Consider the following 15,235-nt stretch of genomic DNA (forward strand, 5'->3'; position numbering starts at 1 on the left):
TGAACCGGCAAGCCCCGTGTCCGGCTGAGGAAAGACACGGGTGGGCGTGACGGGGTTCACTCTCGGGCATCGACCGGTGAAAGGAACCGTTAACAATGCCCGAAAACGCTACGAACGAGTTCTGGAAAGACCTGAAGCCCATCCAGAACTCCCAGAAGCCCGACGCGCTGCCCGAGGTCTACCTCTCCCAGGTGGCCACGGACGACGACCGTTACTACGTGCCGTTCACCGACACGGTCGGATCCCGCCCGCTGTGGATCAACGTCAAGGACAACAGCTGGGCCGACATCCTGCGCGCCAAGGAAGCCGGGCTGGTCAACCGTCACTACCACCCGCACGAGGTGTTCGCCTACACCATCTCCGGCAAGTGGGGATACCTGGAGCGGCCCTGGACGGCCACGGCCGGCGACTTCATCTACGAGGCCCCCGGCGAGGGGCACACCCTGGTCGCCTACGACAGCGGCGAGCCGATGAAGACCTTCTTCATCGTCAAGGGCCCGCTCATCTGGCTGGACGAGGACGGCAACCCGCAGGGCCACTTCGACGTGCACGACTACATCGCCATGTGCCGCGAGCACTACGACAAGGTCGGCATCGGCTCCGCCTACGTCAACTCCCTGTTCCGCTGACCGCGCCATGACCACTCACGACGCGGGCCACGCCGCGGGCCGGCAGGCCGACCGGTATGAGAACCGGCTGCTGCTCATCCTGTTCCTGGCCTTCGGATTCGTCTTCTTCGACCGCCAGGCCCTCGCCTTCCTCGCCCCCTACATCGACGCCGAGATCGGCCTGACCAACGCCCAGCTCGGCACCCTGTCGGGCGTGCTCGCCCTCACCTGGGCGCTGGCCGGGATGATCGCGGGCCGGCTCTCCGACCGCCTCGGCCGCCGCAAGCCCATCCTGATCGCCGCGGTCCTGTGCTTCTCGCTGTTCTCCTCGGCCTCCGGGCTGATGGGCGCGTTCGCCGGGCTGCTCGCCGCCCGCGCCCTGATGGGCGTGGCGGAGGGCGCGGTGCTGCCGATGGCGCAGTCGCTGATGGCCGAGGCGTCCAGGGAGAGCCGCCGCGGACTGAACATGGGCCTGGTCCAGGGCTCGTCCGCGGGCCTGCTGGGCGGCATTCTGGCCCCGCTCGTGGTGGTCTGGCTGGCCGAGACCATCGGCTGGCGGGCGGCGTTCTTCGTCACGATCATCCCTGGGCTGCTGATCGCCGTGTGGATCGCCAAGTCCGTCCACGAGCGCCCGCCGGTGTCCCGGCTGAACACCGCGGCGGTGGACGAGCCCGCGCTGCCCAAGCCGCCGCTGCGCGAGGTCCTGAAGCTGCGCAACATCGTGCTGTGCATGATGATCGCCTGCTGCTACCTCACCTGGTTCATCATCCTGATCACCTTCACGCCGACCTTCCTGACGACGGTCAAGGGATACGACCCGGGCACGATGAGCGGTGTCATGACCTGTCTCGGGGTGGCGTGGGTGCTGTGGGGGTTCCTCACCCCGGGCATCTCCGACCGGATCGGCCGCAAGCCGGCGCTGATCCTGTTCAGCGTGCTGGCCCTGATCTCGCCGTTCGCGCTGGTGTTCGTGGACGATCCGGTACTGCTCGGCGCGCTCATGATCCTCACCTACACCGGGCTCGGCTGCTTCACCCTGTTCATGGCCACCATCCCGGCCGAGACGGTGCCGCGCGGCGCGCTGGCCACCGCGCTCGGCCTGATCATGGGCGTGGGCGAGCTGGCCGGCGGGTTCCTCGCGCCGGTGATCGCCGGGTGGGCCTCCGACCAGTGGGGGCTGTCCACCGCGATGTTCATCGCGGCCGGCGGCGCGGCGCTGGTGATCGTGCTGTCGTTCGGGCTGCGCGAGACCGCGCCCGCCGTACTCCGCCGTCGCGGCGCGCCCGCGGCCGTGGCCAAGGAGGCGATGTGAGGGCGGCCGTGTGGCACGGCGCCAGGGATGTGCGGGTCCTCGACGTCGAGGTGCCCGCACCCGGCCCCGGCGAGGTCACCATCGCGGTGGCCTACTGCGGGATCTGCGGCAGTGACCTGCACGAGTACGCCGACGGGCCGCACGCCATCCCGGTCGGCACCCCGCACCCGGAGTCGGGGGTGGCCGCGCCGCTGATCCTCGGCCACGAGTTCTGCGGCGTGGTGACCGCCGTGGGGCGGGCCGTGCCGGGGCTGTCGCCGGGCGACCGGGTCGCTGTCGAGCCGCACTACCGGTGCGGGATGTGCCCGCGCTGCGCGGCGGGGGAGTACAACCTGTGCAGGCACTTCGGGTTCGCCGGGCTGATGGGGCACGGCGGGCTGGCCGAATGGGCCACGCTGCCCGCGTACATGCTGCACAAGCTGCCCGAGACCGTGCCGCTGGAGCAGGCCGCGGTGTTCGAGCCCGCCGCGGTGGCGCTGCACGCGCTGCGCCGGGCCGGCATCCGCCAGGGCGAGACCGTGACGGTCCTCGGCCTGGGGCCGATCGGCCTGCTCATCGTGCTGCTGGCGGCGCGGTACGGCGTCGCGCGCCGGATCGTGGCCGCGGACGTGCGCCCGTCGCGGCTGCGGCTGGCCCGCAAGCTGGGCGCGACCGAGATCGTGGACGTGCGCGAGGCCGGCGCGGCGGCGCTGCGCGTCGCGGCGGGCGCGACCGGCGAGGGCGCCGATGTGACCTTCGAGGTGGTGGGCAAGGAGGAGACCCTGCGTACCTGCCTGGCGGCGACCAGGCGGGGCGGCCGGGTGATCTTCGTCGGTCTCGCCGAGACCGTGACCCTGGACGCGTTCGCGCTGGTCAACAACGAGCAGTCGATCATCACCACGGTCGGCTACCGGGACTGCTACCCCGAGCTGATCCGGCTGGTCGCCGAGGAGGGCGTGGACCTCGCCGCGGTGGTCACCGCCACGATCCCGCTGGCCGACGTGGTCGAGCGCGGTTTCGAGGCGCTGCTGGACGGCGGCGGCGACGAGATCAAGATCCTGGTACGGCCGGGCTCGGGCCGGGGAGCGCCGCGGTGACCGCTGTCTTCCGCCCGGACCTGCTCACCGGCCGGAACGCCGTCGTCACCGGCGGCACCTCCGGCATCGGGGCGGCCACGGCCACCCTGCTGGCCGGCCTGGGCGCGCGGGTCCTGGCCATCGGCCTGCCCGCGCGCGATGAGAGCGGCCCGCCCGCGCACGAACGGGTGCGCGTGGTGGAGCAGGACGTCACCGACCGGGAGGCGCTGGCCCGGCTGCTGGCCGAGGAGGCCGCCGGGCCCGGCGTGGACCACCTGGTCAACTGCGCGGGGATCAGCCTGGACCGCCAGGAGTACGACATCGAGCGCTGGCAGCGGGTGATCGAGGTGAACCTCACCGCCGTGCTGGTCGCCTGCCAGGCGGCGCGCGGCGGCCTCGCCCGGCGCGGCGGCGCGATCGTGAACGTCTCCTCGATGTTCGCCTTCACCGGCAGCCGGGACCGGCCCGCCTACAGCGCCAGCAAGGGAGGGGTGTCACAGCTCACCCGTTCGCTCGCCGCGGAGTACGCGCCGGAAGGCATCCGGGTCAACGCGGTGGCCCCGGGGTTCGTGGTCACTCCGCTGGCCAGGGGCCTGATGGACGACCCGGTGGCGTCCGCCGCGGTGCGGGCCCGGATTCCCGCCGACAGGTACGGCCGGCCGGAGGAGATCGCGGCGGTGATCGCCTTTCTCTGTTCGCCGGCCGCTTCCTATATCAATGGCGCGGTTATACCGGTTGATGGTGGATATCTGGCTGTTTAAGGGTTATGTTGCGCTCTCATATGCCCCGCCCTGTGACGAGGGAGGAGACCGAGATGGCAGTCGCCGTGATCTCGCGCGCCACCACCGAGGCGGTCGATCCGGACGAGCGCATCGGATTTTGGGAGGAGTACAACCGAAAGGCTCTGGTCGGCCTCTCCTGCACGTCGTACTCCGAGCACGGCCTGCTGGCCAGGCAGACCAACTTCCAGGTGGACGGCGTACGGCTGGCGGAGATCGCCGGCAACGCCCACGTGGTCGAGCGCACCCCCAAGGTCGCCAAGACCGCGCCCAAGGACTCGGTCTTCGCCACCCTGCTGGTCAAGGGGGAGGCGGTGTTCCTGCACGAACGCGGCTGCCTGGCGGTCAACGCGGGCGAGCTGGTGCTCTACGACACCCGCCAGCCGTACCTGTTCGGGTTCTCCTCCAACATGCGCCAGATCCTGGTGGACATCCCGCGCGAGCTGTTCGCCCGGACCTGCCTGGCCGGCAGCGTGCCCGCGCCGATGCACTTCGGGAGGGGCTCGGCCCGTGAGGGCACGCTGCTGTCCGCGCTGCGGGCGCTGCTGGACGGCCTGCTGGCCCCGCAGCGCCACACCCCGGTCCCCGGTTCCGGCGACACCCGCCAGGGCGGCGCGGACGCGATCTTGGATCTGATCCGGCTGCTCGCCCTGGACCGGGCGGGCGGCGGGGCGGGCGCGACCGGGCTGCTCAGCCAGTTGATCATCGCCGAGGACTACATCGAGCGCCACCTGCACGACCCGTGCCTGACGGCCGGGCAGGTCGCCTCGGTGATGGGCATCTCGGCCCGCCACCTCAGCCGGGTCTTCGAGTGCGCGAAGACCACCCCTTCGCGGTACATCCTGCAACGGCGGCTGCTCAAGGCCCGCCACCAGCTCGCCGACCCCGCCTGCCGGGACCTGACGATCGCCGACATCGCCTACCGCTGGGGCTTTTCCAGCCAGGCCCACTTCGCCCGGGTGTTCCGCGCGCAGTTCGGCCAGACCCCGAGCGAGACCCGCGCCGCCACCACCTGATCATGCCCCGGTGGCTCGGCCGGGTATCCGTAGGCCCATATACTCGGATCCGAGCGATCGGAAGCGAGGATTTGATGAGCACGCGAAGAAAGGTGTCGAACCTGCTGGGCCTGGCGGTGCTCGGGCTGCTCCAGGAGAGCCCCATGCACCCGCACGCGATGGCGGCGGCCTTCCGCGAGCGCGGCCTGGACAACGCCTTCAAACTGACCACGGGCTCGTTGTACGACACGGTCAACGCGCTGCTGCGGGCCGGCTGGATCAGCGCGGTGGAGATCACCCGCAGCGGCAACCGGCCCGAGCGCACGGTCTACGCGCACACGCCGCTCGGCCGCCAGGAGTTCCTGCGCTGGCTGGACGAACTGCTGCGCACCCCCGCGGCGGAGTACCCCAAGTTCCTGTCCGCCGTGACCTACCTCGGCGCGCTCGGCAAGAAGGGCGCGGCGGCGGCCCTGCGCGCGCGGTCGGCCGCGCTGCGCACGCTGATCGACGACGCCCGGCGGGACCACGCCAGGGTCGTGGACGGCGGCCTGGCCCCCCGGCTGTTCGTGATCGAGGTCGAGTACGCGGTGCGCATGTACGAGGCCGAACTCGGCTGGGTCGAGGAGATCATCACCGAGATCGAGACCGGCGCGCTGGAATGGCCGCAGGCTGTGGCGGCCGAGGCCGGTGAGGTCCGTGGCTGACTCGCCGGTGCTCGTGGTGGGCGCGGGGCCCGCCGGGCTGATGACGGCCGCCGAACTGGCACTGGCCGGCGTGCCGGTGACCGTGCTGGAACGGCACCCCCGCCACCCCGGTCACAGCAGGGGCTTCAACCTCAACCCCTACAGCCTTGAGGTGCTGGACCGGCGCGGGATCGCCGGCCGGTTCCTGGCCGAGGGGCCGACCGTGCCGCACATGATGTTCGCCGACCCGAGGCTGCTGCTCGACCTGACCGCGATGGCCGCGGGGCACCGCCATGTGCTGGGCATCGCCCAGGCCCGGGTGGAGGAGCTGCTGGCGGAATGGGCCGCGGAGCTGGGCGTGCGGATCATGCGGGGACACGAGGTCACCGGGCTGGAGCAGGACGCCGGCGGCGTCACGGTGACCGCGCGGACCCCGGAGGGGGAGCGGAAGATCAGGGCCGGATACGTCGCCGGCTGCGACGGCTCGCGCAGCGCCGTGCGCAAGCTCGCCGGGATCGGCTTCCCCGGCACGCCCGCGACCCGGTACACGATCCTCGCCGACGCCGAACCCATGGTCGAGGGCGACCTTTCCCTCGGGGTCACCACGGGCCCCGGCGGCGCGGTCCTGGTCATCCCGAGGCCGGGGTACGTCCGGATCGTCGTCAAGGACCCCGCCCCGCCGGAGGAGCGCGACGAGCCGGTGACGGCGGAGTACTTCCAGGCCGCCCTGGACCAGACGCTCGGCCGGCACGTCCCGCTCGGCCCGCCGCGCTGGCTGAGCAGGTTCGGCGACGCGGCCCGGCTGGCCGACCGGTTCGTGGCAGGCCGGGTGGTACTGGCCGGCGACGCCGCGCACATCCACCCGCCCGCGGGCGCGCTCGGCGTGAACGTCGCCCTGGCGGACGCGGTGAACCTCGGCTGGAAGCTCGCCGCCACCGTCCAGGGTCACGCCCCCGCCGGGCTGCTCGCCTCCTACCACACCGAACGGCACGCATCCGGGGCCGCGGTGCTCCGGTACACCCAGGCGCAGGCGCTGCTCGGCGGCGATGAGGAACGGCTGGCCCCGCTGCGCGAACTGGTCACGGAGCTGACCGCGCTCGCGCCGGTCAACCGCTACCTGGCCGAGGCCGTGACCGGCATCGGCACCCGGTACGCCATGCCGCCCGCCCCCGGCCGAGCCGCAGACCCCGAAGGCGAGGACCACCCGTGGCTGGGCCGCCTGGCCCCCGACCTGAAGCTGACCGGGCCGGACGGGGCGGCCACCGGCCTGGCCGCGCTGCTGCGCGCGGGGCGTGGCGTCCTGGTGGACTGCGCGGGAGGGGCGTTCGCCGCCGAGGCGGCGGGCCTGCGCGGCCGGGTGGACGTGCTCAGCGCCCGCTGCGAGGACGATCCCGGCCTCGCCGGACTGCTGGTCCGGCCGGACGGCCACACCGCGTGGGTGTCCACCAGACGCGACCCCAGGCCGGCGGCCACCCTGCGGCACGCGCTGACCACGTGGTTCGGCTCGCCGGAAAGTAAAATCTCGGCGTGCGAAACCCCGTGCCGGTAGGGGAATGCGTTAAGGGGCCGTGGCGGGCACTTGCACGGTCTCAAAGCGCCGCCTAGCTTTTTAGGCGTTGACGGGGAAGCGAAATGAAAGATCCGTTTCCGCCCCGTTCCCCGACGGCCGGAGCACCTCCGTTCCGCCGAGGTGAGATCGCCGCCACGCCGACGTGGCCGCGCCACTTCCTCCAGTCCGGCCGAACGCACCCCGCGGGCACCGCGCGCGTGAGTCCTTCACCTCCTGACGACCGGCCTACCTCTCCCAGGCCGGGGGTCACGGCTCCGCGCGCGTAAGCCCTCTCGGCCGCCCGCGCCCCCGTTCCCCTTGGAGTAGCAGTATGCCCCGCATCTTGACCGAACGTCTCCTGCGTGACATCCGCACCACCACCGTCGCCGGCCTGCTCGCCGCGGCCACCGCCGTGACGGGCTTCACCGTCGCCGCCGCGCCCGCCCACGCCGACCACGGTAGGGCCGCGCACAGCGCCCAGAGCCGCACCGCCGCCCTGACCTACGGCCAGGACGTCTCCGGCTACCAGGCCGACCACGACTGGGCGGCCAGCCCGGCCGGCTTCGGCATCGTCAAGGCGACCGAGGGGCTGACCTTCACCGACCGGTCCTTCGCCCGGCACTGGCAGCAGCTCGACGCCAAGGGCATCGTGCGCGGCGCCTACCACTACGGCCACCCCGGCAACGACCCGGTGGCCGAGGCCGAGCACTTCCTGTCCGTGGTGAACGCCCAGCCCGCCAAGGGCGACCTGCTGGTGCTGGACCTGGAGACCACCGACGGCAGGTCCGCCGCCGAGGTCAACGCCTGGGCCAAGACCTGGCTGTCGCACGTGAAGTCCAAGACCGGCACGGCCCCGCTGTTCTACAGCGGCTGGAACTTCGCCGACACCTACGGCGCCGGGCTCGCGGAGTACCCGCTGTGGGTGGCCCACTACGGCAAGGACAAGGGTGCGGTCACCACGCCCGCCGACTGGAAGTCATGGGCCATCCACCAGTACTCCGACACGCCCATCGACCAGAACGTCTCCGCGCTGACCCCGGACCGGCTGCGCTCGCTCGGCCGTCCGGCCGCCTGACGCCCCCCCCCGCGTCACCGGCGCAGGGTCAGCCGGAACACGCAGCCGTCGCCCGCGGGCCCCGGAGAGCAGACCGTGAGGTCGCCCCCGTGGGCCCGCGCGACCTGTCTGGCGATCGGCAGGCCGAGACCGGTGCCGGGGACGTCGCGCCGGCCCCGCCAGAACCGCTGGAAGATCCGTTCCCGCTCGCCGGCGGGGACGCCCGCGCCGTGGTCGGTCACGGTCACCACGGCCTCCCGGCCCGAGGCCCCCACCTCGATCTCCACCGATGAGCCGGGTGGGCCGTACCTGATGGCGTTGTCCACCAGGTTGGCGACGGCCCGGCCCACGGTCGGCCCGTCCACGGCGCATTCCACCTCGTCCGGCCCGGCGACGGACACGTCGATGTCCTTGCCGGCGGCCAGCGGGGCCGCGCCCGCCACGACGTCCCGCACGAGCGCCATCAGGTCGGCCGGCCGCCGGTCCAGCACGCGGGCCCGGCCACGGGCCTCGGCCAGCAGGTCGTCGATGACCGTCCGCAGCCGTACCGCCGCCGCCCTTGAACGCTCCAGCCCCTCCCGGTAGACCCGCAGGGTCGGCGCGGGATGGGCCAGCAGCACGTCCGCGTTCGCGAGCAGCACCGACAGCGGTATCCGCAGCTCGTGGCTGGTCTCCTCGATCAGCCGGCGCTGGGTGGCCGCGGCGCGTTCCAGCCGGTCGAGCATGGCGTCGAAGCTCGCCGCCAGGGCGGTGACCTCCACCGGCCCGCGGGACAACCCGATGCGCCGGCTCAGGTCGGTCGCGCCGATCTCGTCCGCGACGGCCCGCACCCGCTCGATCGGCCGCACCGCCCGGCCCGCCCACCACCAGGCCGCCGCCGCGGCGGCGGGCCCGAGCGCGACCAGCGTCCAGGTGACCGAGACGGTGGTGTGCGAGGTGACGTCGGCGACCTGTTCCGCGCCGTTCACGATCTCGGTCGCCGTCTCGGTCTCGGTCACCAGTACCACGCCGGACAGCAGCAGCAGCGGCAGGTAGATCGCCAGGAACCCGAGGACGGCCAGGCGGGCCCGCAGCGAGCGCAGCGGGCGGATCACGGCACGGGCCCCTGGAGCCGGTAACCGGCCCCGGTGACGGTGTGGATCAGCGGCGGCTCGCCCAGCTTCCTGCGCAGCCGGCTGAGGATCACGCGCACCGACGCGGTGAAGGGGTCGGCGTTGGCGTCCCAGACGTGTTCGAGCAGCTCCTCGGCGGACAGCACCTCGCCGGGGTGGTGCATGAAGTAGCGCAGCAGCGAGAACTCCCGGGAGGTCAGCCCCAGCTCGGCCTCCCCCCGCCAGGCCCGGTGCGCGGCGAGGTCGAGCGTCAGGCCGCCGGCCCGAAGTACCGCGCCCCGCTCCTCGGCCCGGCGGCCCAGCGCCCGCAGCCGGGCCAGCAGCTCGGCGAAGTGGAACGGCTTGACCAGATAGTCGTCGGCGCCCGCGTCGAGCCCCGCGACCCGGTCGGACACCGCGTCGCGGGCGGTGAGCGCCAGCGTCCGTCTCGGGCGGCGCAGGCCGGGGTCGGTCCCCAGCCGGCGCAGCAGGTCCAGCCCGTCGCCGTCAGGCAGGGTCAGATCGAGGCAGGCCACGTCGTAGGCGGTGGCCCGCAGCGACTCCTCGGCGGCGGCGTACGTCGCGGCCAGGTCGACCGCGTAGGACTCGTTGCGGAGCCCGAGGGCGACGATCCCGGCGAGGTCGGGATCGTCCTCGATCAGCAGAATGCGCATGGGGGCGGGTCAGCCGCTCCTTTCCGCGACGGATGTGCCGCCCGGCCCGCGGGCGATGGTCATGCGGTCCCCACCGAACCTGACGGTCACCTCGGGGCCGTTGCCGGCCGGGTCGTCGGGGCGGTAGCCGTCCCCGGCGGGCACGAGGCGCAGCACCGGTGGACGGGAGGGGACCTCGGCCGCCGATACACCGCCACGCTCGCCGACCGACCACCAGCCGGTCACCTGGCGCCCGCCCGCCGTGATGCGGACGTAGGTCCGCAGCTCGCCGCCGGTGCGCAGGGTGCCCGCCGGGACGATGCCGCCGATCGGCCCGAGCGTGCCGCGCAGCGCCGCACGCTCCTTGCGCCCCTCCTTGGTCCGCCCGGCGAGCAGGCCGAGCACCGCCCGTTCGTGGGCGCGCAGGGCGTCCGCGCCCGGCTCGGGGCCGGGCGGGAACAGGGCCGCGACCGCGTCGGCCCCTACGGCGGCCACGGCGGGCCCGCGCGCGTTCGCGCTCACCTGGAACGACCCTCCCGTGGGCAGCCGGTACGTCCCGACGATAGCGGCCTGCTCGCCCTTCGCCGGGCGGGCGGCGGTCTTCGGCACGGGCAGCGGGCGTCCGGTGAGCAGCGCCGGGCCCACCGTGGTGAGCAGGTCCTCCGCGGTCACCTCGGGCCTGTTGGACAGGACGGCGACGGCCATGCGCCGGCCGGGGACCCAGGCGACCATCGCGTTGTGGGCGCTCTCCCCGCCGCCGCCCGCCGCGGCCAGGAACGGCTCGCCGAAGACCTCCGCCGACGCGGCCACCCAGCCGGGCGTCTCGGACCTTCCCCCGCCCAGGTCGTGCCCGGGGGCGGCGATGGCCTTGGCCGACGCCGGCGTCACCAGGCCGCCGGTGAACAGCGTGTGCGTCCATTGCGCCAGGTCCCCGGCGGTCATGGCGAGGCCGCCGTTGCCGTCCATGGCCCAGTGCGGGCCTTTTGCCGGTCCGCCGGGGTCGCCGGTCGCGCCGTTGTCGAAGACGCCGAGCGCGCGCGGCCCCGGTGCGGCGGGTTCGCCGTTCCAGAACCCGCCCACGGCCTTGCCTCCGGGCAGCCGCAGGACTTCGGCGGCCAGGTGGTCCCGGAAGCCCGTGCCCGACACCTCGTCCACGATCAGGGCGAGCAGCGTGTATCCGGCGTTGGAGTACTGGTGGCCGGTGCCCGGCCGGAAGGCGACGTCCAGGTCGCCGATGGCGGCGATGGCGGCGGCCTTGCCGACCACTGCGTCATCGGCGGCGTGCGTGCCGGTCAGGCCGCTCTCGTGCAGCAGGAGCTGCCGGACCGTGGCGGCGGCGACCGGCCCGCGCAGCGCGGGCAGGAGGTCGCCGGCCCGGTCGTCCAGCGCCAGCCTGCCCTTGTCGATCAGGCGGAACACGGCCGCGGCGGTGAACGCCTTGGTGATCGAGCCGATGTCGAACACCGTGCCGGGCGTGTTCGGCCTGCCCCGGTCGTCGGCCGGGCCGTAGGCGGCCAGGCAGGTGGGCTTCCCGTCGGTGAGGACCGCGATCGACCCGCTGAACCCCGCCTCGGCCCACGCCCCGAACGCCCTGCCCGTCCGCGCGTCACACCCGCCCGCCCCGGCCTTGACTCCGGGGCCACCCGTCGCGCCGCCCCCGTCGCTTGTGCCGCTCCGCTCCTTTGTGCCGGGGCCGGCGGCCGGGTCGCCGGGGTCGCCTGCGCACGCCCCCGTGCCGCTGATGAGGGCCAGGGCCGCCAGGCCCGCCAGTGTCCTTCGCATGCGGGGAAGCTAGCGGGACCGCTGTGAACCTGATGTGAACGGCCGGGCCGGTCGCCGGGGGAATCACCCGGGAAAGTCGGGTTATCCGGTGGGAGAGCCGCTTTGTCGGGATCTGCCGGGGACTTGGGGTGTTCGCGGGTGTTCGCCGGTCACCGTGGCCGAGATTTGGGAGGACTTTGGCTTGCGTTGGCCTGCCGTGACGGCCGGGGCGGGGCGGGCGTCTCCACCATGAGTACATGCCGCGGCCATGATCACCCTCGGTCGCGGCGGTTTCTGTCCCACAGCACCTCGAATCTGGAGGATCACATGGTGAAACGCGTGATCATCACGCTCGCCGCCCCGGCGCTCGTCGCCGCCGGGCTGCTCGCCGGCGGCCCGGCCGCCGCCGCGTCGTCGGCGGAGTCCTGGGCGCAGTCGCCGATCGAGTGCCGGCTGCAGACCGTCAGGGACGGCCGCGGCTCGTTCGTCGAGTGCCGCGAGCACGGCACGTACGTCCACTGGATCCGCTGCAAGACCCATCCCGACAGCAGGACGACCGAGGACATCACCAGGGAGTTCACCGGTACCCGCAACCTGCTGCTCTGCGAGCCGGGAACCCGCGTGGTCTCCCACTCCATCGGCGCGTAGCGGACGCCACGCCGGCGGCGCCGCCCACTCCGCAGGGCCATAGCGGAAGGCGGCGCCGCCCGGCGCGTCAGACGGGGGAGCCCGCCGGCCGCCACATCGGCCAGAACGGCGTGCCGTCCGGGAGGTGGAACGGGTCGCGGGACTGATACCCGTGCCGGGCGTACAGGGCGCGGCTGCGCGCGCTGCTCGCCTCCAGGTACGCCGGCACGTCCGGACCGAGTTCCGCGTGGTGGTGCCGCAGCAGTGTGCTGCCGAGCCCCTCGTTCTGCCGGGACGGGTGCACGGCCAGGAACGCCAGGTGGTGGTGCGGCTCGGCCGGATGATGCTTCTCGAACAGCGTGTCCAGCACCCGGAACCGCTCGGTCCACTCCCCGCAGGCGGCGACCAGGCGGCGGTCGTAGTCGGGCGGCTCGGGCAGCGGCACGGTACGCGGGAACCAGACCGCGGCGGCCACCGGGGCCGCGTCCTCCCCGACGACCTCGATCCGCCCGTGCTCCACCGCGTGGTCAACGAAGATCCGGAAGTTGTCCGCCATCACCCGGTGCCGCTCGGCGACGGCGGGCACCAGGTAGGAGACGGCGGCCAGCCGGGCGAAGGCGGTGGCGATCAGTTCGGTGACCGGGCCGGCCCCGGCGGCCGTGGCGAGTCGTACGACGGCGGTCACGGGGCGCCTCCGGTGACGGCCTTGGCCCCCATGCCGACGCGCGCGTAGACGCCCGGCTGGACCGCCCGCAGGACGAGCGCCCAGGCCACGCCCAGGACGGCGGCCACCACGTAGATCGCCGGCAGCGCCCACCGCAGCGGACTGTCCTCTTCGGCCCCGAGCAGCGTGGCGAAGTTCGCCAGCGCCAGCGACACCATCGTGATGAGCGCGGCGGTGGCGAGGACCGGGGCGGCGACGCGGCGCCAGACGCTCTCGCCCGTGGGATTCCTGGCGAAGAACGCGACCACCGAGACCGAGGTGGCGGCGATCAGCAGCAGTACGCCGAACCCGCCGAAGGTGCCGGTGTAGAAGAACAGGTGCACCAGCGGGTCCAGGCCCGCCATCGCGTAGACGACGATCGCGATGAGGCCGAGCGTGCTCTGCGCCAGCGACCCGATCTTGGGGGCTCCCGTGCGCCGTCCGGTACGCCCGAACGCGGCGGGCAGCACCCGCTCCCGGCCGAGCGCGAAGAAGTAGCGCGCGGTGGTGTTGTGGAAGGAGATCATCGCGGCGACCAGGCTGGTCAGGAAGAGGACCCTGGCGATCGTCACCACGGTGTCGCCGAGGTGCGCCGTGGCCAGTAGGAAGATCGTTTCGGGGCCGTCGCGGCGGGCGGCCGCCACGATGCCTTCCGGGCCGGTGGCCACGGTCATCGCCCAAGACGAGAGCGCGTACAGGACCGCGATGATGGCCACGGAGGCGTAGGTCGCGATCGGCACGGTCCTGCGCGGGTCGCGGCTCTCCTCGGAGAAGACCACGGACGACTCGAACCCCACGAACCCGGTGGTGGCGATCACCAGCAGCGCGCCCACGCCGGGGGCGAACAGCGCGGCGGGCGACAGCGCGGAGGCCGCACCGGCCGCCGCGGGATTGAGCAGGTCGGCCACGTCGAACAGCAGGATGACCGCCACCTCGGCGGTCAGCAGCACCGCCAGCAGCCTGCCGTTCACATCGACGCGCATCACGCCGAGCACGGCCACCAGCAGCCAGGCGGCCAGGGCGATCAGCCACCAGGGGATCTCCACTCCGGCCCACTGCACGATCAGCGGGGCCGCCGTCGCGCCGAGCGCGCCGTACAGGCCGACCTGCAGTGCGTTGTAGGCGATCAGGGCGATCCAGGCGGCCCCCACGCCCGCCGGGCGGCCCAGGCCGTTGGTGACGTACGCGTAGAAGGCCCCGGCGTTGGCTATGTGCCGGGCCATCGCCACATAGCCGACGGAGAACAGCGCCAGCACCGCGCCGACCACCAGGAAGGCGATCGGCAGGCCGGTGATGCCGGTCACCGCGTACGCGGTGGTCACCACGCCTGCCACGACGGTGAGGGGGGCCGCCGCCGACAGTACGAAATAGACGACCGACGGCGCCCCGAGGCGGTCGGCGGCCAAGGCTCCGGCGATGGTGTCCGTGCCGGAGCCGGGATGATCGATGAGCATCGCGTTCCTCTCTGGATACGTGTCTCCGGGAGGGGGAGGAGACGACCGGAAGGGGGAGGTGCGCCCTACGTCCGGTAGGCGAGCACGGCGTCGCCCACCGCCGCCTGTACGTGCCTGGTCAGATCGGTCAGCGGCGGCGGCATCGCGGCCAGCACGGCGGCCAGGTAGCGGCGGGCCGTGGGCCGTTCGGCAGGGTCGGGGACCACGGGGTCCAGCAGCCCGCACGCGTCGACGAGCGCCGCCATGGCCATGTCGGCCGGCGTCATCTGCCGTCCCTTCACCAGTGCCGTCTGCAACCGGATCGACGGCCATGTGGCCTTGCCGAAGTCGCGCGAGTAGTAGCGGCTGTGCCTGCGCCGCAGCAGCTTGGGCGGTTCGTGTTCCACCAGGCCGGCGCGGATGAGGCGTTCGGCCACCGAGGTGATGGCGTCCTTGGCCAGGTAGGCCAGCCAGGTCCGCACGTCCGTGTGCTGGGGCGCGTTCCTGATCTCGGCCAGGACGCGGTCGGAGAGCAGGTCGGCGGCCTGGTGCCGGGCGGTGGGCCGGAGCTGCGGGCCGCGTACGGCGAGCCGGTTCTGCAGCACGAGTTCGCCGATCAGTGCCCCGGCCAGGCCGAGCGCGGTGGCCTGCTGGTTCAGCCGCGCCCTGCCCGACCTGGTGGTGTCCCAGGCGATGAAGAAGAAGTCGTCAGCGAGCACGCGCGGCCTCCCGCACGGGGGCGCGCGGAACGTGCGGCGATCGCCGCAGCGAACTCCGGTGTCCCCCGAGAGAAAGGGGCCGAATCAGTGCAGTCACTATTCGCCCTTAACGGATAACCGATTTGACAGGGGCCTACGGCAGCGAATTCGATTGCCGGCGCGGGAAAACTTCTATCAAAGATCGCCATTGCCGGGCTACCCCATCTTTTGCGT

At 73.0% G+C, this 15,235-nt stretch carries 15 protein-coding genes; 9 read left to right on the forward strand and 6 right to left on the reverse strand.

From position 1 onward, the window contains the following. Positions 1-95 precede the first annotated feature (95 nt). From ACH34R_RS15935 to ACH34R_RS15970, 8 genes are all read left to right on the forward strand, one after another. Positions 96-629 carry a 2,4'-dihydroxyacetophenone dioxygenase family protein gene (locus ACH34R_RS15935; protein WP_111170166.1) on the forward strand — a complete coding sequence of 178 codons (534 nt, stop codon included), beginning with the start codon at positions 96-98 and terminating at the stop codon, positions 627-629. Positions 630-636: 7 nt separating this feature from the next. Further along, positions 637-1,920 carry an MFS transporter gene (locus ACH34R_RS15940; RefSeq protein ID WP_397562191.1) on the forward strand — a complete coding sequence of 428 codons (1,284 nt, stop codon included), beginning with the start codon at positions 637-639 and terminating at the stop codon, positions 1,918-1,920. Next, positions 1,917-2,996: a 2,3-butanediol dehydrogenase gene (locus tag ACH34R_RS15945; RefSeq protein WP_397562192.1), complete on the forward strand. Its 1,080-nt coding sequence runs from the start codon at positions 1,917-1,919 to the stop codon at positions 2,994-2,996. Before ACH34R_RS15940 ends, ACH34R_RS15945 begins: the two co-directional genes overlap by 4 nt. Further along, entirely contained in the window at positions 2,993-3,736 is a 744-nt protein-coding gene (locus ACH34R_RS15950) for an SDR family NAD(P)-dependent oxidoreductase (protein ID WP_397562193.1), read from the forward strand. The genes ACH34R_RS15945 and ACH34R_RS15950 overlap by 4 nt, the downstream gene beginning before the upstream one ends. A 53-nt stretch (positions 3,737-3,789) precedes the next feature. Next, a complete protein-coding gene (locus ACH34R_RS15955) occupies positions 3,790-4,770 on the forward strand; it encodes a helix-turn-helix domain-containing protein (protein WP_397562194.1) in 981 nt (326 codons plus the stop codon). A 74-nt stretch (positions 4,771-4,844) separates the two neighbouring features. After that, complete coding sequence (locus ACH34R_RS15960; RefSeq protein WP_397562195.1) at positions 4,845-5,453, forward strand: PadR family transcriptional regulator; 609 nt, start codon at positions 4,845-4,847, stop codon at positions 5,451-5,453. Next, entirely contained in the window at positions 5,446-6,981 is a 1,536-nt protein-coding gene (locus ACH34R_RS15965) for an FAD-dependent oxidoreductase (protein WP_397562196.1), read from the forward strand. The genes ACH34R_RS15960 and ACH34R_RS15965 overlap by 8 nt, the downstream gene beginning before the upstream one ends. A gap of 343 nt (positions 6,982-7,324) precedes the next feature. Then, complete coding sequence (locus ACH34R_RS15970) at positions 7,325-8,056, forward strand: glycoside hydrolase family 25 protein (protein ID WP_397562197.1); 732 nt, start codon at positions 7,325-7,327, stop codon at positions 8,054-8,056. 14 nt (positions 8,057-8,070) lie between these two features. Here ACH34R_RS15970 and ACH34R_RS15975 read toward each other — a convergent pair whose 3' ends face one another. Genes ACH34R_RS15975 through ACH34R_RS15985 form a run of 3 tightly spaced genes read right to left on the reverse strand, consistent with a single transcriptional unit; the run spans position 8,071 to position 11,561 of the window. Next, positions 8,071-9,129, reverse strand: a complete 1,059-nt coding sequence (locus tag ACH34R_RS15975; RefSeq protein ID WP_397562198.1) for an ATP-binding protein — start codon at positions 9,127-9,129, stop codon at positions 8,071-8,073. Then, positions 9,126-9,800, reverse strand: coding sequence for a response regulator transcription factor (locus tag ACH34R_RS15980; protein WP_397562199.1), 675 nt, complete (start codon positions 9,798-9,800; stop codon positions 9,126-9,128). The genes ACH34R_RS15975 and ACH34R_RS15980 overlap by 4 nt, the downstream gene beginning before the upstream one ends. A gap of 9 nt (positions 9,801-9,809) precedes the next feature. Next, positions 9,810-11,561: a serine hydrolase domain-containing protein gene (locus ACH34R_RS15985; RefSeq protein ID WP_397562200.1), complete on the reverse strand. Its 1,752-nt coding sequence runs from the start codon at positions 11,559-11,561 to the stop codon at positions 9,810-9,812. Positions 11,562-11,867: 306 nt separating this feature from the next. Here ACH34R_RS15985 and ACH34R_RS15990 point away from each other — a divergent pair, with 306 nt between their 5' ends. Then, positions 11,868-12,188: a hypothetical protein gene (locus tag ACH34R_RS15990; protein ID WP_397562201.1), complete on the forward strand. Its 321-nt coding sequence runs from the start codon at positions 11,868-11,870 to the stop codon at positions 12,186-12,188. A 67-nt stretch (positions 12,189-12,255) separates the two neighbouring features. Here the strand turns inward: ACH34R_RS15990 and ACH34R_RS15995 are convergent, their stop codons facing one another. The 3 genes from ACH34R_RS15995 to ACH34R_RS16005 all read right to left on the reverse strand — a co-directional run bounded on the left by ACH34R_RS15995 (position 12,256) and on the right by ACH34R_RS16005 (position 15,022). Next, a complete protein-coding gene (locus tag ACH34R_RS15995) occupies positions 12,256-12,852 on the reverse strand; it encodes a GNAT family N-acetyltransferase (protein ID WP_397562202.1) in 597 nt (198 codons plus the stop codon). Then, entirely contained in the window at positions 12,849-14,324 is a 1,476-nt protein-coding gene (locus ACH34R_RS16000) for an APC family permease (protein ID WP_397562203.1), read from the reverse strand. Before ACH34R_RS16000 ends, ACH34R_RS15995 begins: the two co-directional genes overlap by 4 nt. Positions 14,325-14,389: 65 nt before the next feature. Then, complete coding sequence (locus tag ACH34R_RS16005) at positions 14,390-15,022, reverse strand: GPP34 family phosphoprotein (protein ID WP_397562204.1); 633 nt, start codon at positions 15,020-15,022, stop codon at positions 14,390-14,392. Positions 15,023-15,235: the final 213 nt, after the last annotated feature.

The organism is Spongiactinospora sp. 9N601, assembly GCF_044326295.1.
Taxonomy (GTDB): domain Bacteria; phylum Actinomycetota; class Actinomycetes; order Streptosporangiales; family Streptosporangiaceae; genus Spongiactinospora; species Spongiactinospora gelatinilytica.

Excerpts from the sequence above, each read along its gene's own strand:
- ACH34R_RS15960 (WP_397562195.1), top strand. The coding sequence starts at position 4,845 with ATGAGCACGCGAAGAAAGGTGTCGAACCTGCTGGGCCTGGCGGTGCTC.
- ACH34R_RS15990 (WP_397562201.1), top strand. The coding sequence starts at position 11,868 with ATGGTGAAACGCGTGATCATCACGCTCGCCGCCCCGGCGCTCGTCGCC.
- ACH34R_RS15935 (WP_111170166.1), top strand. The coding sequence starts at position 96 with ATGCCCGAAAACGCTACGAACGAGTTCTGGAAAGACCTGAAGCCCATC.
- ACH34R_RS16000 (WP_397562203.1), bottom strand. The coding sequence starts at position 14,324 with ATGCTCATCGATCATCCCGGCTCCGGCACGGACACCATCGCCGGAGCC.
- ACH34R_RS15940 (WP_397562191.1), top strand. The coding sequence starts at position 637 with ATGACCACTCACGACGCGGGCCACGCCGCGGGCCGGCAGGCCGACCGG.
- ACH34R_RS15955 (WP_397562194.1), top strand. The coding sequence starts at position 3,790 with ATGGCAGTCGCCGTGATCTCGCGCGCCACCACCGAGGCGGTCGATCCG.
- ACH34R_RS15985 (WP_397562200.1), bottom strand. The coding sequence starts at position 11,561 with ATGCGAAGGACACTGGCGGGCCTGGCGGCCCTGGCCCTCATCAGCGGC.
- ACH34R_RS15980 (WP_397562199.1), bottom strand. The coding sequence starts at position 9,800 with ATGCGCATTCTGCTGATCGAGGACGATCCCGACCTCGCCGGGATCGTC.